At 54.6% G+C, this 22041-nt stretch carries 18 protein-coding genes; 3 read left to right on the top strand and 15 right to left on the bottom strand.

What is annotated here, in order from left to right; translation table 11 throughout:
* Positions 1–734 (top strand): phosphatidate cytidylyltransferase (locus P9L94_19480; protein ID MDP8246274.1); only part of this gene is annotated, 734 nt, incomplete at its 5' end.
* Positions 735–1447: 713 nt separating this feature from the next.
* On the top strand, positions 1448–2065 hold the full coding sequence (locus tag P9L94_19475; GenBank protein ID MDP8246273.1) for a hypothetical protein: 618 nt from the start codon (positions 1448–1450) through the stop codon (positions 2063–2065).
* Positions 2066–2079: 14 nt separating this feature from the next.
* Here P9L94_19475 and P9L94_19470 read toward each other — a convergent pair whose 3' ends face one another.
* A complete protein-coding gene (locus P9L94_19470; GenBank protein ID MDP8246272.1) occupies positions 2080–2862 on the bottom strand; it encodes a tetratricopeptide repeat protein in 783 nt (260 codons plus the stop codon).
* Positions 2863–3276: 414 nt separating this feature from the next.
* On the opposite strand from P9L94_19470, the gene P9L94_19465 reads away from it, so the two are divergent.
* Complete coding sequence (locus P9L94_19465) at positions 3277–6084, top strand: vitamin B12-dependent ribonucleotide reductase (GenBank protein ID MDP8246271.1); 2808 nt, start codon at positions 3277–3279, stop codon at positions 6082–6084.
* Between the two features lie 341 nt (positions 6085–6425).
* Here the strand turns inward: P9L94_19465 and P9L94_19460 are convergent, their stop codons facing one another.
* The 14 genes from P9L94_19460 to P9L94_19395 form a co-directional block, all read right to left on the bottom strand.
* Positions 6426–7373 carry a hypothetical protein gene (locus P9L94_19460; protein ID MDP8246270.1) on the bottom strand — a complete coding sequence of 316 codons (948 nt, stop codon included), beginning with the start codon at positions 7371–7373 and terminating at the stop codon, positions 6426–6428.
* Between the two features lie 9 nt (positions 7374–7382).
* A complete protein-coding gene (locus P9L94_19455) occupies positions 7383–9725 on the bottom strand; it encodes a heparinase II/III family protein (GenBank protein MDP8246269.1) in 2343 nt (780 codons plus the stop codon).
* A 122-nt stretch (positions 9726–9847) separates the two neighbouring features.
* Complete coding sequence (nth, locus tag P9L94_19450) at positions 9848–10507, bottom strand: endonuclease III (GenBank protein MDP8246268.1); 660 nt, start codon at positions 10505–10507, stop codon at positions 9848–9850.
* A gap of 5 nt (positions 10508–10512) precedes the next feature.
* Positions 10513–10932 (bottom strand): secondary thiamine-phosphate synthase enzyme YjbQ, encoded by a 420-nt coding sequence (locus tag P9L94_19445; GenBank protein ID MDP8246267.1) that lies wholly within the window; start codon positions 10930–10932, stop codon positions 10513–10515.
* A 26-nt stretch (positions 10933–10958) separates the two neighbouring features.
* Positions 10959–11240: an acylphosphatase gene (locus P9L94_19440; protein MDP8246266.1), complete on the bottom strand. Its 282-nt coding sequence runs from the start codon at positions 11238–11240 to the stop codon at positions 10959–10961.
* Between the two features lie 6 nt (positions 11241–11246).
* Positions 11247–11927 carry a glycosyltransferase family 2 protein gene (locus P9L94_19435; GenBank protein MDP8246265.1) on the bottom strand — a complete coding sequence of 227 codons (681 nt, stop codon included), beginning with the start codon at positions 11925–11927 and terminating at the stop codon, positions 11247–11249.
* A 117-nt stretch (positions 11928–12044) separates the two neighbouring features.
* Entirely contained in the window at positions 12045–13667 is a 1623-nt protein-coding gene (locus P9L94_19430) for an ATP-binding protein (protein ID MDP8246264.1), read from the bottom strand.
* A gap of 6 nt (positions 13668–13673) precedes the next feature.
* Positions 13674–14102, bottom strand: a complete 429-nt coding sequence (locus P9L94_19425) for a 6-carboxytetrahydropterin synthase (protein ID MDP8246263.1) — start codon at positions 14100–14102, stop codon at positions 13674–13676.
* 32 nt (positions 14103–14134) lie between these two features.
* The gene (locus P9L94_19420) at positions 14135–15235 is read right to left on the bottom strand and encodes an Mrp/NBP35 family ATP-binding protein (GenBank protein ID MDP8246262.1); all 1101 of its coding nucleotides are present in this window, start codon (positions 15233–15235) and stop codon (positions 14135–14137) included.
* Positions 15236–15386: 151 nt separating this feature from the next.
* Entirely contained in the window at positions 15387–16394 is a 1008-nt protein-coding gene (locus tag P9L94_19415; GenBank protein MDP8246261.1) for an NAD-dependent epimerase/dehydratase family protein, read from the bottom strand.
* A 68-nt stretch (positions 16395–16462) separates the two neighbouring features.
* The gene (locus tag P9L94_19410) at positions 16463–17881 is read right to left on the bottom strand and encodes an oligosaccharide flippase family protein (protein ID MDP8246260.1); all 1419 of its coding nucleotides are present in this window, start codon (positions 17879–17881) and stop codon (positions 16463–16465) included.
* Positions 17878–19065 (bottom strand): hypothetical protein, encoded by a 1188-nt coding sequence (locus P9L94_19405; protein ID MDP8246259.1) that lies wholly within the window; start codon positions 19063–19065, stop codon positions 17878–17880. The genes P9L94_19410 and P9L94_19405 overlap by 4 nt, the downstream gene beginning before the upstream one ends.
* A 13-nt stretch (positions 19066–19078) precedes the next feature.
* Positions 19079–19372, bottom strand: a complete 294-nt coding sequence (locus P9L94_19400) for a hypothetical protein (GenBank protein ID MDP8246258.1) — start codon at positions 19370–19372, stop codon at positions 19079–19081.
* A gap of 61 nt (positions 19373–19433) precedes the next feature.
* The gene (locus P9L94_19395) at positions 19434–21950 is read right to left on the bottom strand and encodes a hypothetical protein (protein ID MDP8246257.1); all 2517 of its coding nucleotides are present in this window, start codon (positions 21948–21950) and stop codon (positions 19434–19436) included.
* Between the last annotated feature and the right edge of the window lie 91 nt (positions 21951–22041).

The raw sequence follows: 22041 nt of genomic DNA, 5'->3' as shown, positions 1-22041 counted from the left end.
CTGTGGCTGTATTTGTATTTTTTCTCGTAGGCCGCGTTGAACTCTACGCGCTTTATAACGTAAAACTCTGTCCCAATATCTCGATCTGGCAAATCGCCGTCGGGCTCCTCTTTATGGCTTCGTCCATCGTTCAACCCATCTGGGTGATTCCCTGCGGGCTGCTGTTTTTTTGGGGCTCCTGCATTTTGACCATCCGCCATTCACTCACCGGTTCGCGCAATGAGTTCGCCGTTCACGGTTTGGCGTTGATCTACTTACTCGGCCCCCTGGCGACGCTGCCCTATGTGCGCAGTTTAGAACACGGCCCTGCGTTTCTCTTCTTCTTATTATCGGTCGCGTGTTTCACCGATACCGGCGCGTACTTTGGCGGCAAACTAATGGGACGCACCAAACTCGCCCCCGTCCTCAGCCCCAACAAAACCTGGGAAGGCGCAGTGAGCGGCATCGCGTTGACCGTCGCGCTGGTTGCGCTCTCGGGGTATATCCACAGCCATTTTTGGGGCAAAACCTTTTGGATCGAACAACCGTATGCGTTCGCCGAACTGTTGAGCGTGACGGTTGTGTTATCGGTCATCGGTCAGATTGGCGATTTGTTTGAATCCGCCATCAAGCGCGACAGCGGCGCCAAAGATTCTGGCGCAAGCAACACCGGCCACGGCGGCTGTCTGGATATGATCGACGGCTTTTTATGGATCGGCCCCGCGCTCGCCGCGTATTCAATCTGGGCTTCTTAATCGCCTCCTGCTTTCTAACGCCAAACTTTTTCTCTTTCTAAATGGTTTTTCGTTGTGCGCGGCATGGGTACAACTCTGCTTGCTTTTGTTTGGTGATTTTTGTTAGGCCGGAATACGGGGGAGCGACGGCAGCCCTTGATACAACGAAACAAAAATATATCAGCCATGTAGGGGCGCAACGCGTTGCGTCCGAATCCCCCCTGGCGCTTTTAGCGCCGTCCCCCCTTAAAAAGGGGGGCTAGAGCGTTTATCAAAATATGTGCGTAAAGCGCACCCGTAGCGCTCAGTGATAGATACAGTGATAGATACAGTGATGAAAGTTCAATCCGCACGGTATTCTGGCAATCACTATTAAAATGGTTCTTCCGAAAATAGATACTTGGTCTTTCGTTGTGCGCGGCATGGGTACAACTCTGCTTGCTTCAGTGCGGGCTTTCAGGCCCCTATGCACAGGCGCTCCCAGAGTTGCACCCATGCCTGCTTTTGTTTGGTGATTTTTGATAGGCCGGAATACGTTTTGGGAATCAATATTATGGTCATCCATCAATGTAAGTATTCAATTACCGATTGAACCTTCTAAATTTGCTTAACCCTCCATAAGTATCTCAAGTCAAATCAAGATAGTGAACATTTGTATAATTTTATGGCGCGAAATTTGCACCTATTACGAACCGCTCTTGCCATTTTTTTAATCAAAGGAGATTCGTAATACGATGTCGAACTTTACCAGAACCATTCCAACATTCGATTCCGACCACGGACAACCGCCCGCCTGGGAAGAAAAACTCAAAGACATTACCGTTGAGCGCGATTATCACGAAGCGCCCTGGGACCCGGGCGTCCTGGCCTCGATCTGCGAACAAAGCGGCTTAGAAACGCTCCATGAACAACGCATTGACGACGTTCCGTCGCCAGAAACAGAGAAGCAGATTGAGGCGATCCGGCGGGTGGCGCGACGCAAACTACGGGGAGTCAGCCAGCAAACCATGTTATTGATGCTGTCGTGCGGCGCCGGGCCGAAACGGATCGCCGCGATGCTGCGGGTGTCTGAAGACACCATCCGCCGTTCGATTGAGCGCGGCGTCGCGGTGGTTCGTGAATGTTTAAATGATTTTGAGTGGGGCGAGTTCCCAAGCGGAAAAGGCAAACGCCCTACGGTGCGTTCGGCGTTGTTTCCGCTCGACAGTGTGAATGAGCGCGAACAGTTTCAGACGTTTCTCAATCAGCGCACGATCATTCATGTTTCGCTGCGCGGCGACGATTTGTTTCGGGAAGCGTTGGTGGTGTATCTGGTGGGAAAGCCAGGCTCACGCCATGCGTTGGAGAAATAACGGGCGGCGAATCCTTATTTCTTTTTTAATTCATCCGGGGGCTGGCCGCAGTCAGTCCCCGACGCGCCGCAGTTTTGACAGACCCACATTTCACGGTTTTGCATTAACAGGTAAAAGGCGAACATGATGATGGGAAAACCAACCGCGCCCCATAAATTGAGGAACATGCTGATGCAAAACATGGTACCGATCCACAGCAAAATTAGAATCATTACGACGCTGTGTACGTTACGGCGCTCCATCGTGACGATGCCGCCGCAAGAAGCGCATGGCGGAAACTTAGGCTTCTCAGGCTCTTTTTTGGCCGCTTTTCTAATCGGTATTGGAGCAGGGTCTGCGATGGGCTGTTGCGTTGGCGCTACTGCCCCTCCCACGGGTTGATACTCTTCGGGCTCTTCGAGTCCGATATCTTCTATTTCTTCGTACGCCTCTTCTGCATCAATTTCATCCGGCTCGTCATCTTCAACAACGGCTTCTTCAACCGGCTCTTCATGAGGCGCTTCTTTCTGTTCGTGTTTATCAATGTTGTGGGCTTCGAGCAATTCTTGAAAAACCGCGTCTTCGCGGATGGGGTCAAACTCGCGGTCTTCTTTCGCCCAATCGACGCATTGCGGGGCCATTTGGGCGGAGCGATGGAGATAACTTAAGGCGCTGTCTTTTTGCCCCAACATTGAGTAACAACAGGCGAGGTTATACATCGCCTCATAGGAATGGGCGTCTTCCATGACCGCTTCGAGCAGAATCTCAGAAGCCGCGTCATACTCTCCCTTGTGGAAGAAGGTTAGACCTTTTTCCAAAAGCAGGCGCCCTTTATTTCCGCTCTTCGTTTCTGGTGGCATAAAAGCAGTTAAACCTTGTTTCTTAATTTCGTTGTTATTTTGTATTTTAGAGTTTAGGTAATTTTAATTTAAAATCATTCTTTTTTCGCGTTTTTTTTGATTTTGCCAGGAGTTCTGCCCACCCGGGTTTCTAACTATAGAGTCTGTAAGCAGTTATCGAAGAAAAATCTTTTAATCTTTAGTCATAATTACATTGTATATAATTAAATTGTAAAAAAACAGCTTGACACCACTATATATTGGGTCTAAATTCTTTTTCGCCTCAATAGATAGATTTTCATCGAATTTATTTGAGTTGTGAAATGTTATTTCATTCATTGATTTAATCCACATTTAACTGCCTAGACTTTAAAGATAAGGAGTACAGTAATAATGGCGATTGTTGATTCTAACAGGCTACAAGCCAAAACTGACGCAGGGATGAGGGACGCAAAAAAAGAAATGCCGAACACTGCCGCAAAAACAAAATTGAAATTTCAGCGCGTTTACACCAAGAAAGGCCAAGACCCATTTGACCAAATTGAGTGGGAAGTACGCGACGCCGTCATCAGCGGCGAAAAGGGCGATGTTGTGTTTGAACAACGCGGCGTCGAGTTCCCTAAATTCTGGTCGCAGCTGGCGACCAATGTCGTCGTGTCAAAATATTTTCGTGGAACCATGGACACCCCGGAACGCGAAACCAGCGTACGCCAGCTGATTGGCCGGGTGGTGAGCACCATCGTTTCATGGGGCCAACGCCAAAGTTATTTTGAGTCGTTTGAAGACCAGCAAACATTTGGCGACGAACTGACCTATCTGTTGTTACACCAACACACGGCGTTCAACAGCCCTGTGTGGTTTAACGTCGGCGTTGAAAAAGAACCGCAATGCTCGGCCTGTTTCATCAACTCGGTCGACGACACCATGACCTCGATTTTAGAACTCGCCAAAACCGAAGGCATGTTGTTCAAGTTTGGGTCTGGCACTGGCTCGAACCTGTCGCCGATCCGCTCGTCGAAAGAAAAATTACGCGGTGGCGGCGAAGCCTCCGGCCCGGTCTCGTTTATGAAGGGCTATGATGCGTTTGCTGGCGTGATTAAATCGGGCGGCAAAACCCGGCGCGCCGCTAAAATGGTGATCCTCAACATGGACCACCCTGATATTGTCGATTTTATTCGCAGCAAAGCGCGTGAAGAAAAAAAAGCCTGGGCGCTGATCGAAGCCGGGTATGACGGCTCGTTTAACGGCGAAGCCTATGGCTCCATCTTCTTTCAAAACGCCAACCACAGCGTGCGCGTGACCGACGATTTTATGCACGCGGTCAAAAATGACGCCAACTGGTCGACCAAGTTCGTCCAGGACGGCGCTGATTGCGAAACCTTCAAAGCGCGCGATATGATGCAAATGGTGTCGGATTGCACCTACGATTGCGGCGACCCTGGCATGCAGTTTGACACGGTCATCAATAAGTGGCACACCTGCCCCGCTGACGGCGCCATCAACGCTTCAAACCCGTGTTCCGAATATATGTTCCTTGACAACACCGCCTGCAACCTGGCCTCGATCAACCTGATGAAGTACGTCAAAGAAGACGGCTCGTTTCATGTTGAAACCTTCCGTCATACGGTGGATATAATGATCTCCGCGCAGGAAATGCTGGTCGATAACGCCAGCTATCCAACCCCGAAGATTGATAAGATGAGCCACATTTTCCGCACTCTCGGCTTGGGATACGCCAACCTGGGCGCGTTGTTGATGGCGAACGGCTTGCCCTATGACAGCGACGAAGGCCGCGCCTATGCGGCGGCGATCACTTCGCTGATGTGCGGCGAATCGTATGCGCAAAGTTCTCGCATCGCCGAAGCGATGGAACCGTTTGAAGCCTATAGCCGCAACCGCGAACCGATGTTAAACGTCATTGGGATGCACCGCGACGAGTCGTATAAAATTGACGCCGACCTGGCGCCGACCGCGCTGCATCAAGCAGCCAACCATTCGTGGGACGTTGCGCTCGACCACGGCAAGCAGCACGGCTTCCGTAATGCGCAGGTTACCGTACTCGCGCCCACTGGCACCATCGCCTTTATGATGGATTGCGACACCACCGGCATCGAGCCGGACATCGCGCTGGTGAAATACAAAAGCCTGGTCGGCGGCGGCATGTTGAAGATTGTCAACAACACCGTCCCCCGCGCATTAAAAAACCTGGGCTACTCACGCGACCAAGTGTTGAAGATCGTCGGTTACGTCGATGAACACGACACCATCGAGGGCGCCCCGGCTTTAATTCAGGACCATCTGCCAGTCTTCGATTGCGCGTTTAAACCCGGCAACGGCGAGCGCTCCATTCAATACATGGGACACATCCGCATGATGGGCGCGGTGCAGCCGTTTTTGTCGGGCGCAATTTCAAAGACGGTCAACTTGCCCGAAGAAGCCACCTCCCACGAGATCCAAAAAGCCTACATGGCCGCGTGGGAACTCGGGCTCAAAGCGGTCGCGGTCTATCGCGACGGCTGCAAGAAAGTCCAACCGCTGAAGACCAGGGCCAAAGACGCTCCCAAGGCGGCCGCTCCGCAGGCAAGCACAGGCAGCAACGGTTCGCCAAAGCCCTACCGTCGCCGTTTGTCGGACGAACGTCAGGCGATTACCCACAAATTCAGCATCGCCGGACACGAGGGCTATATCACCGTCGGGTTGTTCCCGGACGGAAAGCCGGGCGAGATTTTCTTGACTATGGCGAAAGAAGGCAGCGTGGTTTCAGGCCTGATGGACGCCTTCGCGACCACGATTTCGTTGACGCTGCAATACGGCGTTCCGTTGGAAGTTCTGGTCAACAAATTTTCGCATACGCGCTTTGAGCCGGCGGGTTTCACGGGCAATCCTGAGATTCCCATCGCCAAGTCGATTACCGATTACATCTTCCGTTGGATGGCGTCGAAATTTCTCTCGGCGGAAGAAAAACTATCGCTGGGCATCATCGACCGCAGCAAGAAAGCCGTTGCCGATGACCACAGCGATTTGAGCGAAGACAACGGCCTCACCCCGCAAGCCAATGGAAACGGTTCCGGCGGCAAAGGGAACTTTACGTTTGAGGTGCAGGCCGACGCGCCTCCGTGCCATGAATGCGGCGCGATCATGGTTCGCAACGGCGCCTGTTATAAATGCCTGAACTGCGGCTCAACCAGCGGCTGCTCGTAGGCAGCCTCGCCTTCTGAAGAAACACTGATCGTACAAACAAAACCCCGCTTCAATAAAATTGAAGCGGGGTTTTTCTTTTTACAATAAAACGATTCACACAATTGAAAATGGTGGGGTCTTTATCCACCCTACAAAACTGAGATGATTTTTGGGAGGGCGAGGCTCCCGCCGAGCCGCGCAGTCGCGAAGCATTTTCCTTTTCATGCGGCTCACCAGGAGGTTCGCCCTCCCCAATGTATATCGTAGGGTGGATCATTTTTGACCCACCTGATTGATTAAAACGCCATAACGGTAGGGCGGCTTCGCGAACCCACCCGACAAAACTTACCCATATTTTATTGCTATTCCTTCTCGGGGAACCAACCGCGCAGGAATGATTCTTCAGAGCCTTCATAATGCGCTTCGGCGAGGAACTCCTTGCCTTGCTGATTGCCCCACGAATACGAAATCACCAAGCGACCCTGATACTCGCAAAAGTCGATGTCGGAGTTGTTCAGGTTGGTTGCTTCGGCAATCTCTTTGCGCTGCTCATCGGTCAGATTAGGGTTGGCGATTTTCTTATCATCTTCTGAATGACGCAACACGGGATTGAGCGGGCTTGGTTCCCACTGGATCAAATCTTTCGAGCGAACCACGCGCATCTCATATCCATCGTGGGCTTCGAGGTAGAAGTTGTAATAAAAGCCGTCGAGATAACGCAGACAGTGCGGCGCGGTGTAGCGGTCTTTGGCATACACGCATTCGTTCGGCGTGAGCGTCCAGGTTTTCAAATCTTTCGAGGTCGCGAAACGGGCGGTGAATCTTGATCCGGCTTCTTCCGCAGGGCCGCCGATTTCAAACATCAACACATAGCCTTTGTCGTCTTTGCAGATCGACGTGTTGAAGATTTCAAATTTCGTATCCTTCAACACAGGGCGCGTCTTCCATTCAATCAGGTCGGTTGAATAAAACAGATCAATCTGTTCGTCTCCCCACGGGTTCACGGCGGTCACGTAAACCGTATCGCCGTCGACGAACGCACTGCCCAAGTCATAGCCATGCGCAAAACTCTTCGTCGGCGTGTTGGTTTCAACGTCGATGAAGCGGAAATAAGAATCGTCGGTTTTGTTGGGCTTGTATCCCGGGCGGACGTACTCAAACCGGAAGAGGCGGTCTCTAAACACAACGGGCGTGCATTCAACCAAATCAAGATCAATGGTCCCGTGTTTCACGATCAGCGGTTTTTCTCCATAACTGACATAAACAAATTGAACAGCGAACATCAGCAACAAAGCATATCGAAGCATCATGGTTTTTCCTTATTCTTGTTTGAGTTGAAAGCGAGCGCCAACGGCGTTCCATTGCGGGTTGACGGTTTCTCCATTGAGCCGGGTTGGTAATGAACGATCTGGAGAATGGATGCTGCAATTGACCAGCGGTTGCCCCTGTAAGACGACGTCCATGCCTTGATCGCTGTATGAAAATACCGAATAGACTTTTGACAATGAGCTCAACATGACTTGTTGGTCTTTGCGAAGATAACTTCCGCTCATCACAAACCCACGCTCGATTACGTTCAAACTGTCATCCGCATTTTTTGCGCGAGTGAACCCGAACAAGTAGGCGTCTGTCTCCCAACCGTCGATGACTTTATTGCTGTTGCGGTGCATGCGCCTGCCGTCTGCGCGCAAATTGAGATAGACGTTTGTCACCTTGCCGTTATGTTCGATTTGGACGCCCAGCATCTCGTCGCCTTGCAACAGTTTGAATGAATAATCGGGGCGCTCGCCGTTTGCGCCATAAGGCAACACAGCGGTAATAAACTTCTGCTCGCGGGTTTTCTGGTCAGGCGTGACAGCGATGTATTCGACTTCGGTATCCGGGTCGTGATCTTTCAGGCCTTTTTTTCTGACGAACGCTTTGTCTTCGGGGTAAAGAAAATGCACCGCCGCGCGGGATTCATCCCCGTTCGATAACAGCACCGTGTCGCCGGAATCTTCAGCCGCGCCTTCGTAATGCAACAGCCACTCCATCTGGTGTTCGTCATGGGTGCGGATATCATCGAAAATCAGGATGGCGTCGTCGATCCATAAAAAGCTGCGGTAATTGCGCGACGTCTTCCACGAGGTCGGCCCGGTTGCGTCTGCGAGCGCATATTTGATCCCTGACGAATCCATCAGATGCAACACCCGCCCCGGTTCGACCACGCCGCGGTCGCCGCGCGAAACGTCTTCGGGGTTTTGCGCTTCGCCGTCAAACAACACCACATTGTGCGCCTTGCTTTGGCGATAGTAGGCTGAATATTCGCGACGGCTATAAGAGCAATTGCCCGAGTCGATAATTAGCGGTTTGCCGCCGTGAAATAAAATAAATGATCCAGCGTCGGGGTGGGCGTGGTTCCATGCGAATCCTGATTTGATAGCAAGCAGGGACGCATCGTCCTGCCATGAGTCGCGCATCATGCACCAGCCAATGTCAGGGTAAAGCATAGAGGTTTCTAAATCATCGGGCGGCTGGTTCATTGGTATGGGATTTTGATTGAGCAAGCCGATTGGGTCATTCAGCCCCCAGTCGGTGCGGGCCAGATACCATGAATACATTGGTGAATCAAACCCGCAGGCTTTGAGCAATTGCAGCGTCTTCTCGCCGGAGGCGTGCTGGCTGCTATCGCCAAAGTTGACGGTGTAAAGCGAGTCGTTTGCGGGATAAGCGGTATGAATAAAAAAGTCGCCTACTGAATTCAACAAGGGAATTTCAGGCGGCGGCTGACTAAACACATTTGTGTAAGCCAGGTGATATAACAGGTATTCGGAAAGCGCATAATTGGCGTAGTTGACGCTTTCATAAAACGCGCCTTTGCGGTCGAAGTTGACGCTTTTGTTTTGCAGCACGTTGCCTTGATAGACAAAAAATTCCGGGAACCCGTCGCGAATTTCCTGCACCCACATTTCGGCGTCCGGGTGTTCACCCAGAACAGACAGCGATGCGACCCCCGCCATCCCCACGCAGACGCTCCACCAGTTATGCCCCATCGAATCAAGCGCGTGAATGCGCTGCGCTGGCAACACCCAGTCATTCATCGTTGGGACGATTCCCAATCGCGCCATGCCGTCGCGGATGCGCTCGCGGTCGGCTTCAGAAAGATAATCGTGAATGCTGTCATAGCCAACCGCGTAGCCAAAACAAAAACGCGCAGTGTTGAGTTCTGAGTGCCAGGGCGGATCGCGTTGGGCGTCGCCCGCCCAGCGTTTTAATTGAATGAAATGCAGCAACGCCAGCCTAAGTTTCTCGGCGTATTTTTCTTCGCCCGTCATTTGATAGGCCAGACCTAGCATGGCGGCCATGCCCCGAACCTGGTTGCTGGGGCGCCCATAGTTTCCGTGTTGACCGCTGCCCGATTCAGCGTAATCCAGCGAGACCAATTCGTCGTTGAGATATCTGTCAGCCCGCCCAAGAATCTGCTTCCACGCGGCTTGGAGCGCTTCGTCGTTTGGTAATTTTTGTTGAAGCGCCTCAACCTTCGCTTGCGTAAAAAACAGCCGGGGGAATTGCGTACTCCATGCAGGCGCAGCCGCAAACGCTTGTTGAGAGATCATAAAAAGCGCCATACATGCAGCAATGAGAAATCCATGAACCACAATGCGGAATTTTGTAGAAGCCATCGTCATTTTGCCTTTGGATGAATTTTGTCTTTGTTAATTCTAAGCGAGCATAACAATGATTGCGCAAAATATCAATTGAACGGTGAGAGAGAAAACCGTAGAAATGCTTATCGCAAACTTGACTATGCGCCGTTCTTTTCGGACGGGCAGTAGGGCGCGAGGGCGCATTCGGGGCAATTGGGCCTGCGGGCGAAACACACGCGGCGTCCATGCCAGATCAAGCGATGCGAGAAGCCGGTCTGCTCATCTTCATCAACCAGTTTCAGTAAGTCCATCTCAATTTTCACCGGGTCCGAATGTTTGGTCAGCCCCAACAGGTTAGAAAGCCGCTTGACGTGGGTGTCGACCGGCATGGCGGCCTCTCCGTAGGCAGTGCCAAGAACGACGTTGGCGGTCTTGCGGCCAATGCCCGGTAGGGCGGTCAGCGCCACCATGTCGTTTGGAACCTCATCGTTGTATTGCTCATGCAGCGCTTCGGCGACGGCTTGGATCGACTTTGATTTTTGTCGAAAGAACCCGGTGGAGCGAACCAACGCTTCTAAGTCTTCGATCTCAGCGTTCGCCATTGTTTGGGGCGTCGGGTATTTTTTGAACAAGGCGGGCGTCACTTTGTTAACGCGCTCGTCGGTGCATTGCGCGGACAGGATGGTGGCGATTAATAATTCAAACGGGGACTGAAAGCGCAGCCCGCATTCGTCGTCGTGTTCGGCCTTGAGAATCTCGACGATCTTGCTGATGCGTTCACGGGCGGGGCGGCTCTTCCAACCGTTCTTCAGCGGCATACGCCTTACTCTCCCATGAGTTGGACAACGATGCTGCGGCTGCGCGGGCGGTTGTCGAAATCCAACAAGATGACCTGCTGCCATGTGCCCAGCGTGAGTTGTCCGTCGACGAAGGGTACGGTCATCGAAGGGCCGATCAGGGTGGCGCGGACGTGCGAGTGTCCGTTGCCGTCGTGCCAGGTGAGGTCGTGTTGGTAGGTCGCGTTTGACGGGGCGATTTTTTCCATCGCGGCGGGCACGTCTTTGAGCAGGCCCGGCTCGTATTCGATGGTGCTGATTCCCGCCGTGGCGCCGGGCGCGAACACCGTCATTTGGCCTTCGCGCAGGCCGCTTTGGTTCAACGCGGCGACCAACTTCGGGGTCAGGTCGATGATGTCGGCGTCGCCCCTGGTTTCAACATGAACGCGGTCGGTAATAATTTTCATGGTCGGTTATCCATCCATTGGTGAGGTTAATAGGTGATATCAAACCCGCGAAACTCGCCGCGCGCGGGACGCCAGTTAACGTCTAACGATGAGACGTGAGATAATGCGGGGCCTGCTTGCAGGCGTTTGAGCAATTGTTTTAAATCGCTCTCCGGGCCTTCGGCGACCAGCTCGACCCGGCGGTCGGCGAGGTTGCGCACCTCGCCCGTCAGGCCCAGCGACTGCGCGGCGTTTTGGGCGAAATAACGGTAGCCCACGCCCTGCACCCGGCCATTGATGATTACATGCACTTGTTTTGCGTCGCTCATGGAATTCTATTGCAGCAAGTTGAATTTGATGATGCACCAGATCGCCGAAACCCCATCGCGCCAGGTGATTTTTTTGCCTTCCGAATACGAGCGGCCATGATATGAAATCGGCACCTCATAGACGCGGCAGCCCATCTTGGCGACTTTGGCGGTGAGTTCCGGCTCCATGCCAAAGCGGTCGGATTCGATGGTGATTCGTTTGAATACTTCGGTGCGGAACGCTTTGTAACAGGTTTCCATATCTGACAGGTTCAGATTGGTCAACATGTTCGACAGCAGCGTTAAAAATTTATTGCCCAGCGAGTGCCAGAAATACAGTACGCGCTTTTCTTCGCCAATAAAGCGCGAGCCGTACACCACATCGGCGTTGTTATGTTGAATGGGCCGAATCAAGCGCGGGTATTCATTGGGGTCATATTCGAGGTCGGCGTCTTGAATGATGACCATGTCGCCGTTGACGTGTTGCTGGCCGGTGCGGATGGCGGCGCCTTTTCCCTGATTGACTTCATGGAAATAAATGCGCACGCCTTCGCGCGAATAGTTGTTAAGAAAATCGCGGGTGCCGTCTTCCGAGCAATCATCAACGATGATGAGCTCTTTCGGCGTTTTTTCAGCCATGACCATGTCGATGATTTCACCGATGGTCTCGCATTCGTTATAGACGGGCATGATGACGGACAAAAGCATACGGATTATTCCTACAAAAAAATAAAAAACGGTTTTTAAGACGTTGTTCTCATTGAGAAAGATGTGTGGATTATAGAGACCCTGCGGCGTTCATAAAAGATTGACGCGGCGCTTTATTCAACCCGGGGGTTCGTCGTCCGCTTCATCATAGGGAAGCGTGATTAAAAACGTGGCGCCGTCTGGCGGGGCCGAAGAGACGGTGATATCGCCTTTATGCTCTTCGACAATGCGTTTTGAGATGGGCAGCCCCAAGCCGAAGCCGTTTTTTTTGGTCGAATTAAAGGGTTTAAACAATCCCGCAAAGCGGTCTTCGGGGATGCCGGGGCCTGAGTCAGCGACGCTGATTTTGAGCGTATCGTCTATCGTCCACAGCGCGACGGTAATCGTACCCGCTTCGGGCGTGACGTCGAGCGCGTTGAGCAAGAGGTTGAGAACCGCCTGCTCAATGCGTTCGCGGTCCGCCCGGATTTCTGGCGCCTCGCGGTCGAGATTGATGCGCAACAAAACCCGCTGTTGGCTGATGCGGTGGCGCAGCAGGCGCAACACGCGGTCAATCACTTCATTCATATTCACCGGGGTGCGTTCGAGTGGGCGGGTAATGGCCAGATTGAGCAAATCAGTAACCAGCGAATTCATATCGCTGATCTTTTGAATGATGACGTTGATGTCATGTTCAAAATCCGCCCCGGTCGGCGTCGCGCCTTTCCAGGAATGGATCAGCATGTTAATGACCGCTAGCGGGTTGCGAATTTCATGCGCGAGTCCAGCGGCGATTTCGCCGACCGTCGCCAGTTTGGCCGAGACGTGAAGCTGTTCTTCCATCGAAAGCACCTGCTCGTGCACTCGCGCGTTGGTGATGGCGATCGCGGTATGGTTGGCGAAGGTCAACAACAGGTCGCGTTCAGAGCGCTGCCAGCGGCGCGGCATTGAGGTGTATATATTCAAGACGCCCAAAACCCGTTCTTGAAAAATGATGGGCGCGGCCAACAACGCGCAAACGCCCTCGCGCGCGGCCAGTTCTTTATGCAGATAATGAGGCTCCTCAAAAAGATTTTCGACGATCTGCATACTTTTTTCTTTGACGGCGCGGCCCAACACGGTGCCGTCGATGGGCAGGTTGGGTTTGTCGAGATACTCCAGGCTGCAGCCATACGCGGTCACCATTTCGAGTTCGTTGCGTTTGGCGTCGACCAACATCAGCGAACTCATCTTGGCGCGGAACAAAATGGTCGCCTGTTCGACGACGTTGATTAACACCCGGTCGAGGTCAAGCGACGACGAAACCGACCCGGCAATATCAAATAGCGCAGACAACGGACGCGATTGTTCGGCGACCAGAAATTCGACCCAACTGTTGAAGAATGAATCCGCCCGTTTATTGACGATGTTTTGTAGATGATCAAAATCAAACGCGCGGTCTTGCATGTAGCAGTGCACCACCACGCCAATGACATTGACGCCGTTGGCGATGGGCACACCCACCATGCGTTCGCGGCTTTCGGAAATGGTTTCGCCTGACAAAATGATCGGCTTCGGCGACTGGCGCACTTGCTGGATGGCGTCAGAGTCGGTGCAATGCGAGCGCCAATAGCGCTCGGGGCTTTGGCGGCGTTCGGCCTTGGCGCAAAAAATCAGGCTATTAAAGGTGGGATAGCCGAAAAAATAGACCGCCGACTGGTCTGCCTGGCTCTCTTCGTGAACCTGCCCCAATAACGCTTCCGTCGTATGCGGAGAAGCCATCGTTATTTATCCTGTAACAGAGCGCGGGCCGGTATAGACGGCGGAATTTTTCTCCGACTCGCGCAGCGCCACTTGCTTCAATGAGACGTTGGCGGGCATGTGCGGCTCTAACTGCTTCCAAAAAACCATCAGCATGTTTTCCATGGTGGGAATCACGCCGCGCATGATCTCAACGTCGACGTTGAGATTGTGGTGGTCAACGGGGACGATAATTTCCCGTTCGATCAGTTCGTCTAACACATCGAGGTTAATCAACATGCCGGTTTTAGGATCGACCTCGCCCATCACGGTCACATCGAAGCAATAGTTGTGACCGTGACCGTGAGGGTTATTGCAGGCGCCGTAGGTCTCGCGGTTTTCGTCTTCACTCAAATGCGGGCTATGCAAACGATGCGCCGCGCAAAAATACGCGCGGCGGGTAATTTCAATTGGCATGAATCAACTCCAAGGCGTTCAATTTCGCGCTGCTATTGAATAATCGGCAGCGGCGTGTTTCGAGAATTGGCGATACTGATTTGTTGGGCGACCGACCCGGCCAGTTTGTCGAATTCTTGGGCGATGGCGCCGTCGGGATCAGACAAGACGATGGGCTTGCCAGAGTCGCCGCCTTGCGAGACCCGCACGTCAATTGGAATACGCGCCAGGAACTCGGTGTCATAGTCGCGAGCGATGGCTTCACCGCCGCCCGACCCGAAGATGTTGTGTTGCTTGCCGCAATCCGGGCAGGCAAAATAGGCCATGTTTTCCACAACGCCCAACACCGGGACCTCGACCTTACGGAACATCTGAATGGCGCGTTTTACGTCCGCGAGTGAAATTTCTTGCGGCGTGGTGACCATGACGACGCCCGACAGCGGCGCGAGTTTTGAGAGGCTCAATTGTGCGTCGCCCGTGCCCGGCGGCATGTCAACCACCAGATAATCGAGCTCGCCCCAATCGACGTCGCGCAGAAATTGTTGAATTAAACTGTGAACCATCGGCCCGCGCCACACAATCGGCGTGTCGCCCGGCGCAATCAGCCCGACCGAGACCATTTTAATGCCATGCGCGACCGGCGGTTGAATGCGGTTGTTCTCGACCACTGGCGGGGCTTCGCAATCCAACATCTGGGGGATATTCGGCCCATAGGGGTCGGCGTCCATCAGCCCGACTTTGGCGCCGGTTTTTGCAATCGACAGCGCAAGGTTGGTGGCGACAGTCGATTTGCCCACGCCGCCCTTGCCGCTCGAAACCGCGAACACGTTTTTCACGCCGGGGATAGCCTGCGTCTCCGGCATGGCGCCGCGCGCGCTGGTGTTGGCCGTCATGTTGACCACGATTTCGTCGATGCCTTCGATTTGAGAGACCGCTTCTTTGCAGTCTTGTTCGATCTTGGCTTTCATGGGGCACGCCGGGGTGGTCAGTTCAACGGTAAACGACGCGGTCGCGCCTTCTACCTTTACGTCTTTGACCATTCCGAGCGAGACCAGGTCTTTATGTAAGTCGGGGTCTTGTACATGACGCAATGCTTCGACGACTGCGTCGGCGGTTGGTTGGTTACTGGGTGAATTTTCTGAAAAGAGTCCCACTGAATTTGTGTCCTTTCTTGCGGGCGCACTGCTACACAGCGCCAGCAAACGTCAAAACGACATATAGTATACTAGCAATCAAAAATTTCGGGATGGACTCAACCAGCGTGTGGAGAAAGCGCTCGAAAGAACGCCGTCGGGGAACAAAAATTCACAACAGCGTCGAGCGGTCTTCGGGCGGGGCGTAACCCAGCGCGTCGAGGGTTTTTTGCAGGCCGATTTTGAGCGGCGTGCGCGTGTAGCCCAGTTCGGTCACCGCCTTGTGGCTGGTGAAACGCCAGTGATACGAATACGCCCGCAGCGACTCGCGCGTTAGCCGCGGGGCCGCGCCCAAAAAACGCGCTTTGCCTTCTTCTAACAACGCGACCAGGTACGCCAACGCCGCTGGAATGCGCCGCTGCGGCGCGGATTGCCCGGTGAGTTCGGCGAGCATTTCGTAAAGTTCCGCCTGGGTCGCGTCTTGCCCGCCGAGGATGTAGCGCCCGCCCGCCTTGCCTGTTTCAAGCGCCAACCAGTGGCCTTGAGCAACGTCGTCGATATACGAAAACGTCCAGCGGCGGTCGTCAGGGCCGATCACGCCGGGGATTTTTCGTTTGCAGAAATCTTCAACCAGCGTGGAAACATGATTGCCTTGGGTGCGGCGCCCGGGGCCGTAAATCACCCCTGGATACACCGTCGTCAGGTCGCGGCCTTCGTCCATCAACGAGCGCGCCAGCCGGTCGGCGGCGGTTTTGCTACGGGCGTAATGGGTGGGCGGTTCAACGCGGTCGTTGAGCCAGGTCTCATCCGCCAGGGCCGCATCGGTGGGGCCGAGCGCGAAAAACGACGAGGTATACAACGCCCGCTCGACGCCCTGCTCATACGCGATTTGAAATAACTCGCGGGTCGCATCGACGTTGACGCGATAAAAATCGCCGGGGTCGCGCCGCCAGATCGAAACCAGCCCCGCGCTGTGAATGAGCGCATCACAGCCCGCGCAGGCGGCGCGTAAACTGTCTGGCTCAAGCAGATCGCCGACGACGTATTCAACATTAGCAATGCGCTGTTCGGGGGGAGGCATGACGCGGCACAATCCACGCAGGTCATAGCCCCGCGACGCGCCTTCACGCGCAATCGCTTCGCCGAGATATCCGGTCACGCCTGTCAGTAATACTTTCATCGCTCGCCTTTTAAATGGAATAGAAACAGATTGACCGCCCGCTTCGATTTGGGCAAGAGCCTTGGCGTTTATGGCTGGGCGGCCTGCGTCAATCGGCGGATTTCATCAATGGAAATGACGTTGAAGAGTTTGGCTTGCACGAGCCAAAATCCACCAAAAATAAATGGAACCAGCAAGACCGGCAAACCCGGGACGCAATACGCCGCCGCTGCGGAAGTCAACGTAATCGCCGCTAGCCCGGCAACCCGCGCGACCGGGACATGCAGCCCGAACAGCGGCAAGCCGACGCCGCCCATAATGAAAAACAACAACGCTTGAGAGAACAGCGTCGCCATCGCGGCGCCGACCTGATGATAAAGAGGAATCAACAACCAGTTGGCGCCAAACGAAACCACCACCGCGATCGCAGTAAAACTCACCAGCCAGCGCTGGCGGTTACGCGCAGTGAAGACGACGATCATCAGCGTATTTAACAGGGCGAAATTGAGGTTCAGCGCAAGAATGGCCAGCACCTGCCCGCTGATGGGGTTGGCGGGGCGGATCAGGTTGATCCATTCGTGCGGCCATACGCATAGCAACACCGACAGCGGAAACGACATCGCAAACAACACCGTCACCGAGCGCCGGAACAACCGACGAAAGGCGTCTTCATCGGTCTGGTAGAGCCGCGAAAAAACCGGGAACGCCGCCATCAGGTATCCCGTCAACAAGAGAGTGACGCCCTCCACCAACAAACTGGCGATGGTGTACGGCCCCACCGCATCGCGTCCGCCCATCAGCGCTTCGATCATAATCACGTCGAGGCTCAGGTAAAAAATATTGAAGAAACCATAAACCGCCAGCGCCCAGGATTCGCGAAACAAGAAGACGGTGGTCTTCCATGAAAACGCCGCGCCGCGCAATGGAAACGCGCCCTTGGCGAACCACCCCAACAGCGCCAGCCACAACAACGGTTCAACCGCGACCGCCGCCGCCGCATACGCGACCGGCAATTTGGCGAGCAGCGCAAAGACCAACAGCGCCAGCGAAATGGTGCGCACCGGGGCGTTGGTATAAAAGATGTATTCCATGCGCTCGACCGCGCTATAGCCGCTGCGCAATACCCCCGTCAGCGACAGCAGCGCCGATCCGCACATCGAGATATACACCACGACGAGTTCAGACGGACTGAGCGAGCGGGCGCCGTAGAGATAGAAAAACCCCGCGAGAAAAAACAGACTGCCCCACGCCAGTTTGAAAAGAAAACCGTGTAAGAGAAATGACGGAATGAGCGCCGGATCGCGCGCGCCTTCGCGGGTGATGAGATTATCGAGGCCCCAGTCCATAAAGTGGCGGCAGAGACGGCCAAAACTGAAGCCGAAGGTGATGAGCGCATAGTCGGGGTCGGTCAGAAAATACACCAGCAAGACATAACGAATCAATCCTGAACCCCGGCCAAATACATTGAAGAGGTTCATAAAAAGGGTGTTGCGGATAATGGTTTTCAACGGGGCGTCTCCACCGTGTCAGATGAGGTGGAGGCGGGTTCAAGCAATGTGAGTTTCAATAGCCGCACCCGGTTTTGAGATTCATCTTGTGCGGCCTGCGTCAGCGTGGGCTGAATGAGAATGTGGTTGCGTTGTAGCACGTTGTTGAAGACGGCGCTGACGATGACCTGTTTTCCCGCAAGCGTAGACCGGTTAGGCTCCCGCGCGGGCAGTGAAAGCGTCTGGCATTCTCCGTTGAAGCAGACCGTCCAATTGAGGGTTCCATCATTCGGCGCAATAAACTCAATATCCAGCGCGACGTGTTGGGGCGGCGCATGAAAATAGGCGTCGGAAAATAACTCGGCGTTGTTGGTTAACAGCGGGCCGTTGTCGTCAAACGCGCGCGGCGCGATAAACGAACGCAGCAGGTTTCCGTCGGCGGGATACGCGCCCTCGCGCTTCCAACCCGACATCGCGTCGAGATGATACGCTGCGCTGGGGTCGTCGGGCCGCAAACGCAGATAGCCTTGCATCATACGCGCGGCGGCGTCTGGGTCGCCGTTGCGCAGCGCCGCGAGTGAATGCAGATACAACGCCTCGGGGCGCTCGCCCCATGACGCGCCTCGAAAGGTGGTGATTTCGTTGAATGGGTCAGTCGAAACAAAGCGCAGAAAATCATAGACCGGGCGGGGGTCGATCTGCGGCGGCGTGGGTTGGCGGATCTCCACCAGGGCGATGCGATAGCGCGCATCCAGCGCCAGTTGTCCGTAGTCATGTTGCGCCGCTTGTTGGTACCACTCAATCGCGCGCTCGTCCTGGTCGCGCCGCTCGAAGGCTTCGGCGCCAAGAAAAAACGGCCAGCCGTGCCGCAGCGATGGAAAAATCGTCACTGCGCGTAAGAACTGCTGATTGGCGTAATCTAAATGCGCAGGCGTTTTGTGATTGAACATCGCCTGTCCCAACAAAAAATGGCGGTCGGCGAGTTGGCGGCGTACATCAGGGTCCGATTGCCCGTTAAGCGCTTCGCCCAAAAAGGCCAGATAGCGCCCGGCCTCTTGATAGGCGTCGAGCGAGGCTTCCTGTGATTCGATGGTCGCCAGCCAGTTGGGGAACGGGTCGGCGGGCGGCGCCGTTTGTAACGCGAACAGCGCGACGACCGCCAGCGCGGCGGCGATAATGCATGGGACCAAAATTCGCGACGTCATAAAACCCGCCTGCTCAGAGTTTGCGCTTCTTGCGTATCTTTTTCAATTCGCCTTCAGACGGCTTGTTGCGAATGACAATATAAAAGATGGCGAACAACCCGAAAAACACCAGCGTGACCATCAAGGCGCCGAGGTTGTCGTCGAAGGCGTATTGCGAAGAGTCGTCGCTGCGCAGTTTTCCAACGTCGCTGGATTGTGAATGTTTGGCGCTGGTCGCATCACTGACGCCCGGTTGCGCCAAACCGGCTTGCGCGCTGCATACCAGAATTACAAAAACCAACGTACTGACGAATGGCTTTACGTTCATGCCGTCACCTCATGGCTGCGTTTCACAACGCTACCAGTATGACGGCGCCCACCAGTGCGCATCAAGGCGAATAAGCAAACGAAGCGCGTCCGTCTTTGGTTTCGGTCGGCAAGACGCCGAACTCGATCACGCCGTTGAGTTCGGCGCCGCGACGGCGGTCGATGATGGTTGATTCGCTAAACTGGATGGCTTTAAAGTTGTTCCAAACGGGAATGCGCACCCGCACCGGCGCACTGGTCGTCAATTGATACCCGGGGACGTTTTGGCCGCCAAACACGGGCAACGGGAGGCGGTTTTTGTGGGAATAGCGCTTCATGTGAACAGTGTGATGAAAGACCGTCTTGCAGCCGGGGCGCAGGCTGACGCCCAACGAGGCCGCCTGGTTATCGACCAGGCCGGGCTGCAACAATTGCAACCGCTGCGGCTGGTTGGGTTCATATTCATAGCCCGCCGCTTTGGCCCAAAACGGCTGATACATCACCGTCGGCGCGTCCATATCCAGCGCTAAAATTGAGTACAACCCATGCACGGGAATCGACTCGTCCATAATGGTGCGCGCCAGGGTTTCGCCCGGCGCGATTGCGTTGAGGCCGCCGTATTGCATGGCGTGGTTGAGCGCGATTCCGTATTGGTCATATTCAAGCGTGCTGCCGCCAGTGAGAAACAGCGATTCTAAATCGGGGCCTTCAAAGCGCATGTGGCCAAAGTCGCCCTGGAAGGTAAACGGGATGTCTTTGTACTTGCCCTTGTATTCGATTTCACGGCTCAGCGCGGCGAAAAACAAGTCGGTGCGCTGACCGCGTTCAATCGCGAACGCAATCGCCTGGAAGTCGCGCGCATTGGGCGCAGGGTCGAGCGGCAACAGTTTGACCGCCGTGGGCTGTCGTTCGCCCTCGATAAATTCATGGGCGAATGCAAACAGATTGCCCTCGCCGACGTAGTGCGCCTTCATGAGTCCAGGGTCATCGTCAGAACCCGCGCTGAGTTGCAAGCCGTCGGGGTTCACGCTCCACAGGCGCTCGGTCGTATCAGCCTGGGTCGCGACGAAAGCGTTTGGCGCATCGCCCGCCTGCCAGGCGCCGTTGACGCGGTAGGAGTAATCCTGCTGGCTGCCGCCGCGCACCCAAAACAGATCAATCAATAGATTGCCGCTCAGATACAACGCGCGTTGATACGTCCCTTGCTTAAAGCCCGCGACTTGTTCGTCGCGATAGGCCGGGCGCTCGGTGAATTGTCCGGCGGCGGTGGATGAGACATACACGTCGCCGTCGGGCGTCTCGCGCATGTTCATCACCAGGGCGTTTTTTGGATCGGCGATGAGACCGTCGTCTTTGAGCGGCTGCGTTTGCTGGGCGCCGTCGATCACCACCCCGCTCAATCCAGCGTTATCATTTGTCCATTGCTTGTCAGTATGAAGAACGGAAAGCGATAACAACCCGGCCTGTTCGCCGAAGCGAGAGGCGCCCGTATCCAACAACACCGAGAGGGGCGAGTTTTTGCCGCGCAGCAAGGCCGCGCCGGTTTGCGGCAGCAGCGTGCTGGACAGCGAATGGTCAATCGCGCTGAAAAGCGTCGGCCCGCCGATGACGGCGTGTTCAACCGAGCGCGGCGAGTTTTTATAAATCCGATCGAGCAACAACGCGCTGCGCTGGTCGCCGAACAGGCGGTAACCGCGCTCGAACAGTTCCGCGTTTTGCATGACGCCGGGGCGTTCTTTGTTCATAAATACGGGCCATTCGCCGTTGGGCAGGGTGAGTTCGGTCGCGGCGTTGAGCATGGCTTGCAGGTAGGGCTTCAATTCAATATAGGCGTCGGGCGAGGCGCTGCGCAAGGCTGCGCCTGCGGCCAGGCAGATCGACGCGGTGGTTGTATGTTCGCCAGCGCTTTGACCAAAAAAGCCTTCGCTGGTGATATGAGATTTAACGTGATTGACTAGGCTGTCATTAAGTCCAACCAGCTCATAAGTTAATCCTTTTTGGAACCATTTTTCATTCTGCGCCAACGCGCCCCAATAAGATTGCAAGGCTTTCCAGGAAGCCATTTCACGCAATTCATACGCGATAAAACTGGATTGAATCGTGATGGAGTCAGCGCGGTCAAATACTTCGTCAAGATACTTATTTACCCTTGCTTCAAATGCTTCGCGGTTGTCTTGGGGCAGGGCTTTCCATTCGAAGGTCGCTTGCAGCAGGTCAAAACTTTCGATGAGGCGGGCGACCTGGATTGGACGCGGTTGGTCGACGCTCTCATCATTGAGGACGGCGTCAAACGATTGAAGCGCGTTTTGCAGGCGCTCGGTTTTGCCCAAGACGGCGGCTTTCAGCGATGCGGTCCAGGCTGCGTCAAACTCGTCGGCGCCTTCTTGAACGGCTTCGTCGATGGTCCCTTCTTTCCAATTCACCTGCGCCGCGAGTGCGCGGATGGCTTCGATATCCGAAGCGCGATAAACCGACCCCGCCAGCATGGGGGCCGCCGCCTCCGGCGTTGCCGACTCTTGGGCGAATGCGTTCACGGCGCCAATCAGCAGCAATGCCGCCGTGAGGGTGTTCCATGTTAAGCGAAAACAATTGGTCATCATCAATATCCTTGCCTATAAGAACGTCGCAGGGGATTGGGTGGAGCGGCTTTCGTAGTCAGCGGCAATAAGCCGCGACGGAGACAAGCAGAAC

The organism is Candidatus Hinthialibacter antarcticus (assembly GCA_030765645.1).
Lineage (GTDB): Bacteria > Hinthialibacterota > Hinthialibacteria > Hinthialibacterales > Hinthialibacteraceae > Hinthialibacter > Hinthialibacter antarcticus.
The sequence above is the reverse complement of the archived record's forward strand: the minus strand, read 5'-3'. Positions and strand labels throughout refer to the sequence as shown.

Coding starts and splice junctions, on each gene's coding strand:
- P9L94_19435 (MDP8246265.1), bottom strand. CDS start 11,927: ATGCTTTTGTCCGTCATCATGCCCGTCTATAACGAATGCGAGACCATC.
- P9L94_19400 (MDP8246258.1), bottom strand. CDS start 19,372: ATGAACGTAAAGCCATTCGTCAGTACGTTGGTTTTTGTAATTCTGGTA.
- P9L94_19395 (MDP8246257.1), bottom strand. CDS start 21,950: ATGATGACCAATTGTTTTCGCTTAACATGGAACACCCTCACGGCGGCA.
- P9L94_19460 (MDP8246270.1), bottom strand. CDS start 7,373: ATGATGCTTCGATATGCTTTGTTGCTGATGTTCGCTGTTCAATTTGTT.
- P9L94_19440 (MDP8246266.1), bottom strand. CDS start 11,240: ATGAGCGACGCAAAACAAGTGCATGTAATCATCAATGGCCGGGTGCAG.
- P9L94_19425 (MDP8246263.1), bottom strand. CDS start 14,102: ATGCCAATTGAAATTACCCGCCGCGCGTATTTTTGCGCGGCGCATCGT.
- P9L94_19405 (MDP8246259.1), bottom strand. CDS start 19,065: ATGACGTCGCGAATTTTGGTCCCATGCATTATCGCCGCCGCGCTGGCG.
- P9L94_19445 (MDP8246267.1), bottom strand. CDS start 10,932: ATGAAAATTATTACCGACCGCGTTCATGTTGAAACCAGGGGCGACGCC.
- nth (MDP8246268.1), bottom strand. CDS start 10,507: ATGCCGCTGAAGAACGGTTGGAAGAGCCGCCCCGCCCGTGAACGCATC.
- P9L94_19475 (MDP8246273.1), top strand. CDS start 1,448: ATGTCGAACTTTACCAGAACCATTCCAACATTCGATTCCGACCACGGA.
- P9L94_19455 (MDP8246269.1), bottom strand. CDS start 9,725: ATGGCTTCTACAAAATTCCGCATTGTGGTTCATGGATTTCTCATTGCT.
- P9L94_19430 (MDP8246264.1), bottom strand. CDS start 13,667: ATGGCTTCTCCGCATACGACGGAAGCGTTATTGGGGCAGGTTCACGAA.
- P9L94_19465 (MDP8246271.1), top strand. CDS start 3,277: ATGGCGATTGTTGATTCTAACAGGCTACAAGCCAAAACTGACGCAGGG.
- P9L94_19415 (MDP8246261.1), bottom strand. CDS start 16,394: ATGAAAGTATTACTGACAGGCGTGACCGGATATCTCGGCGAAGCGATT.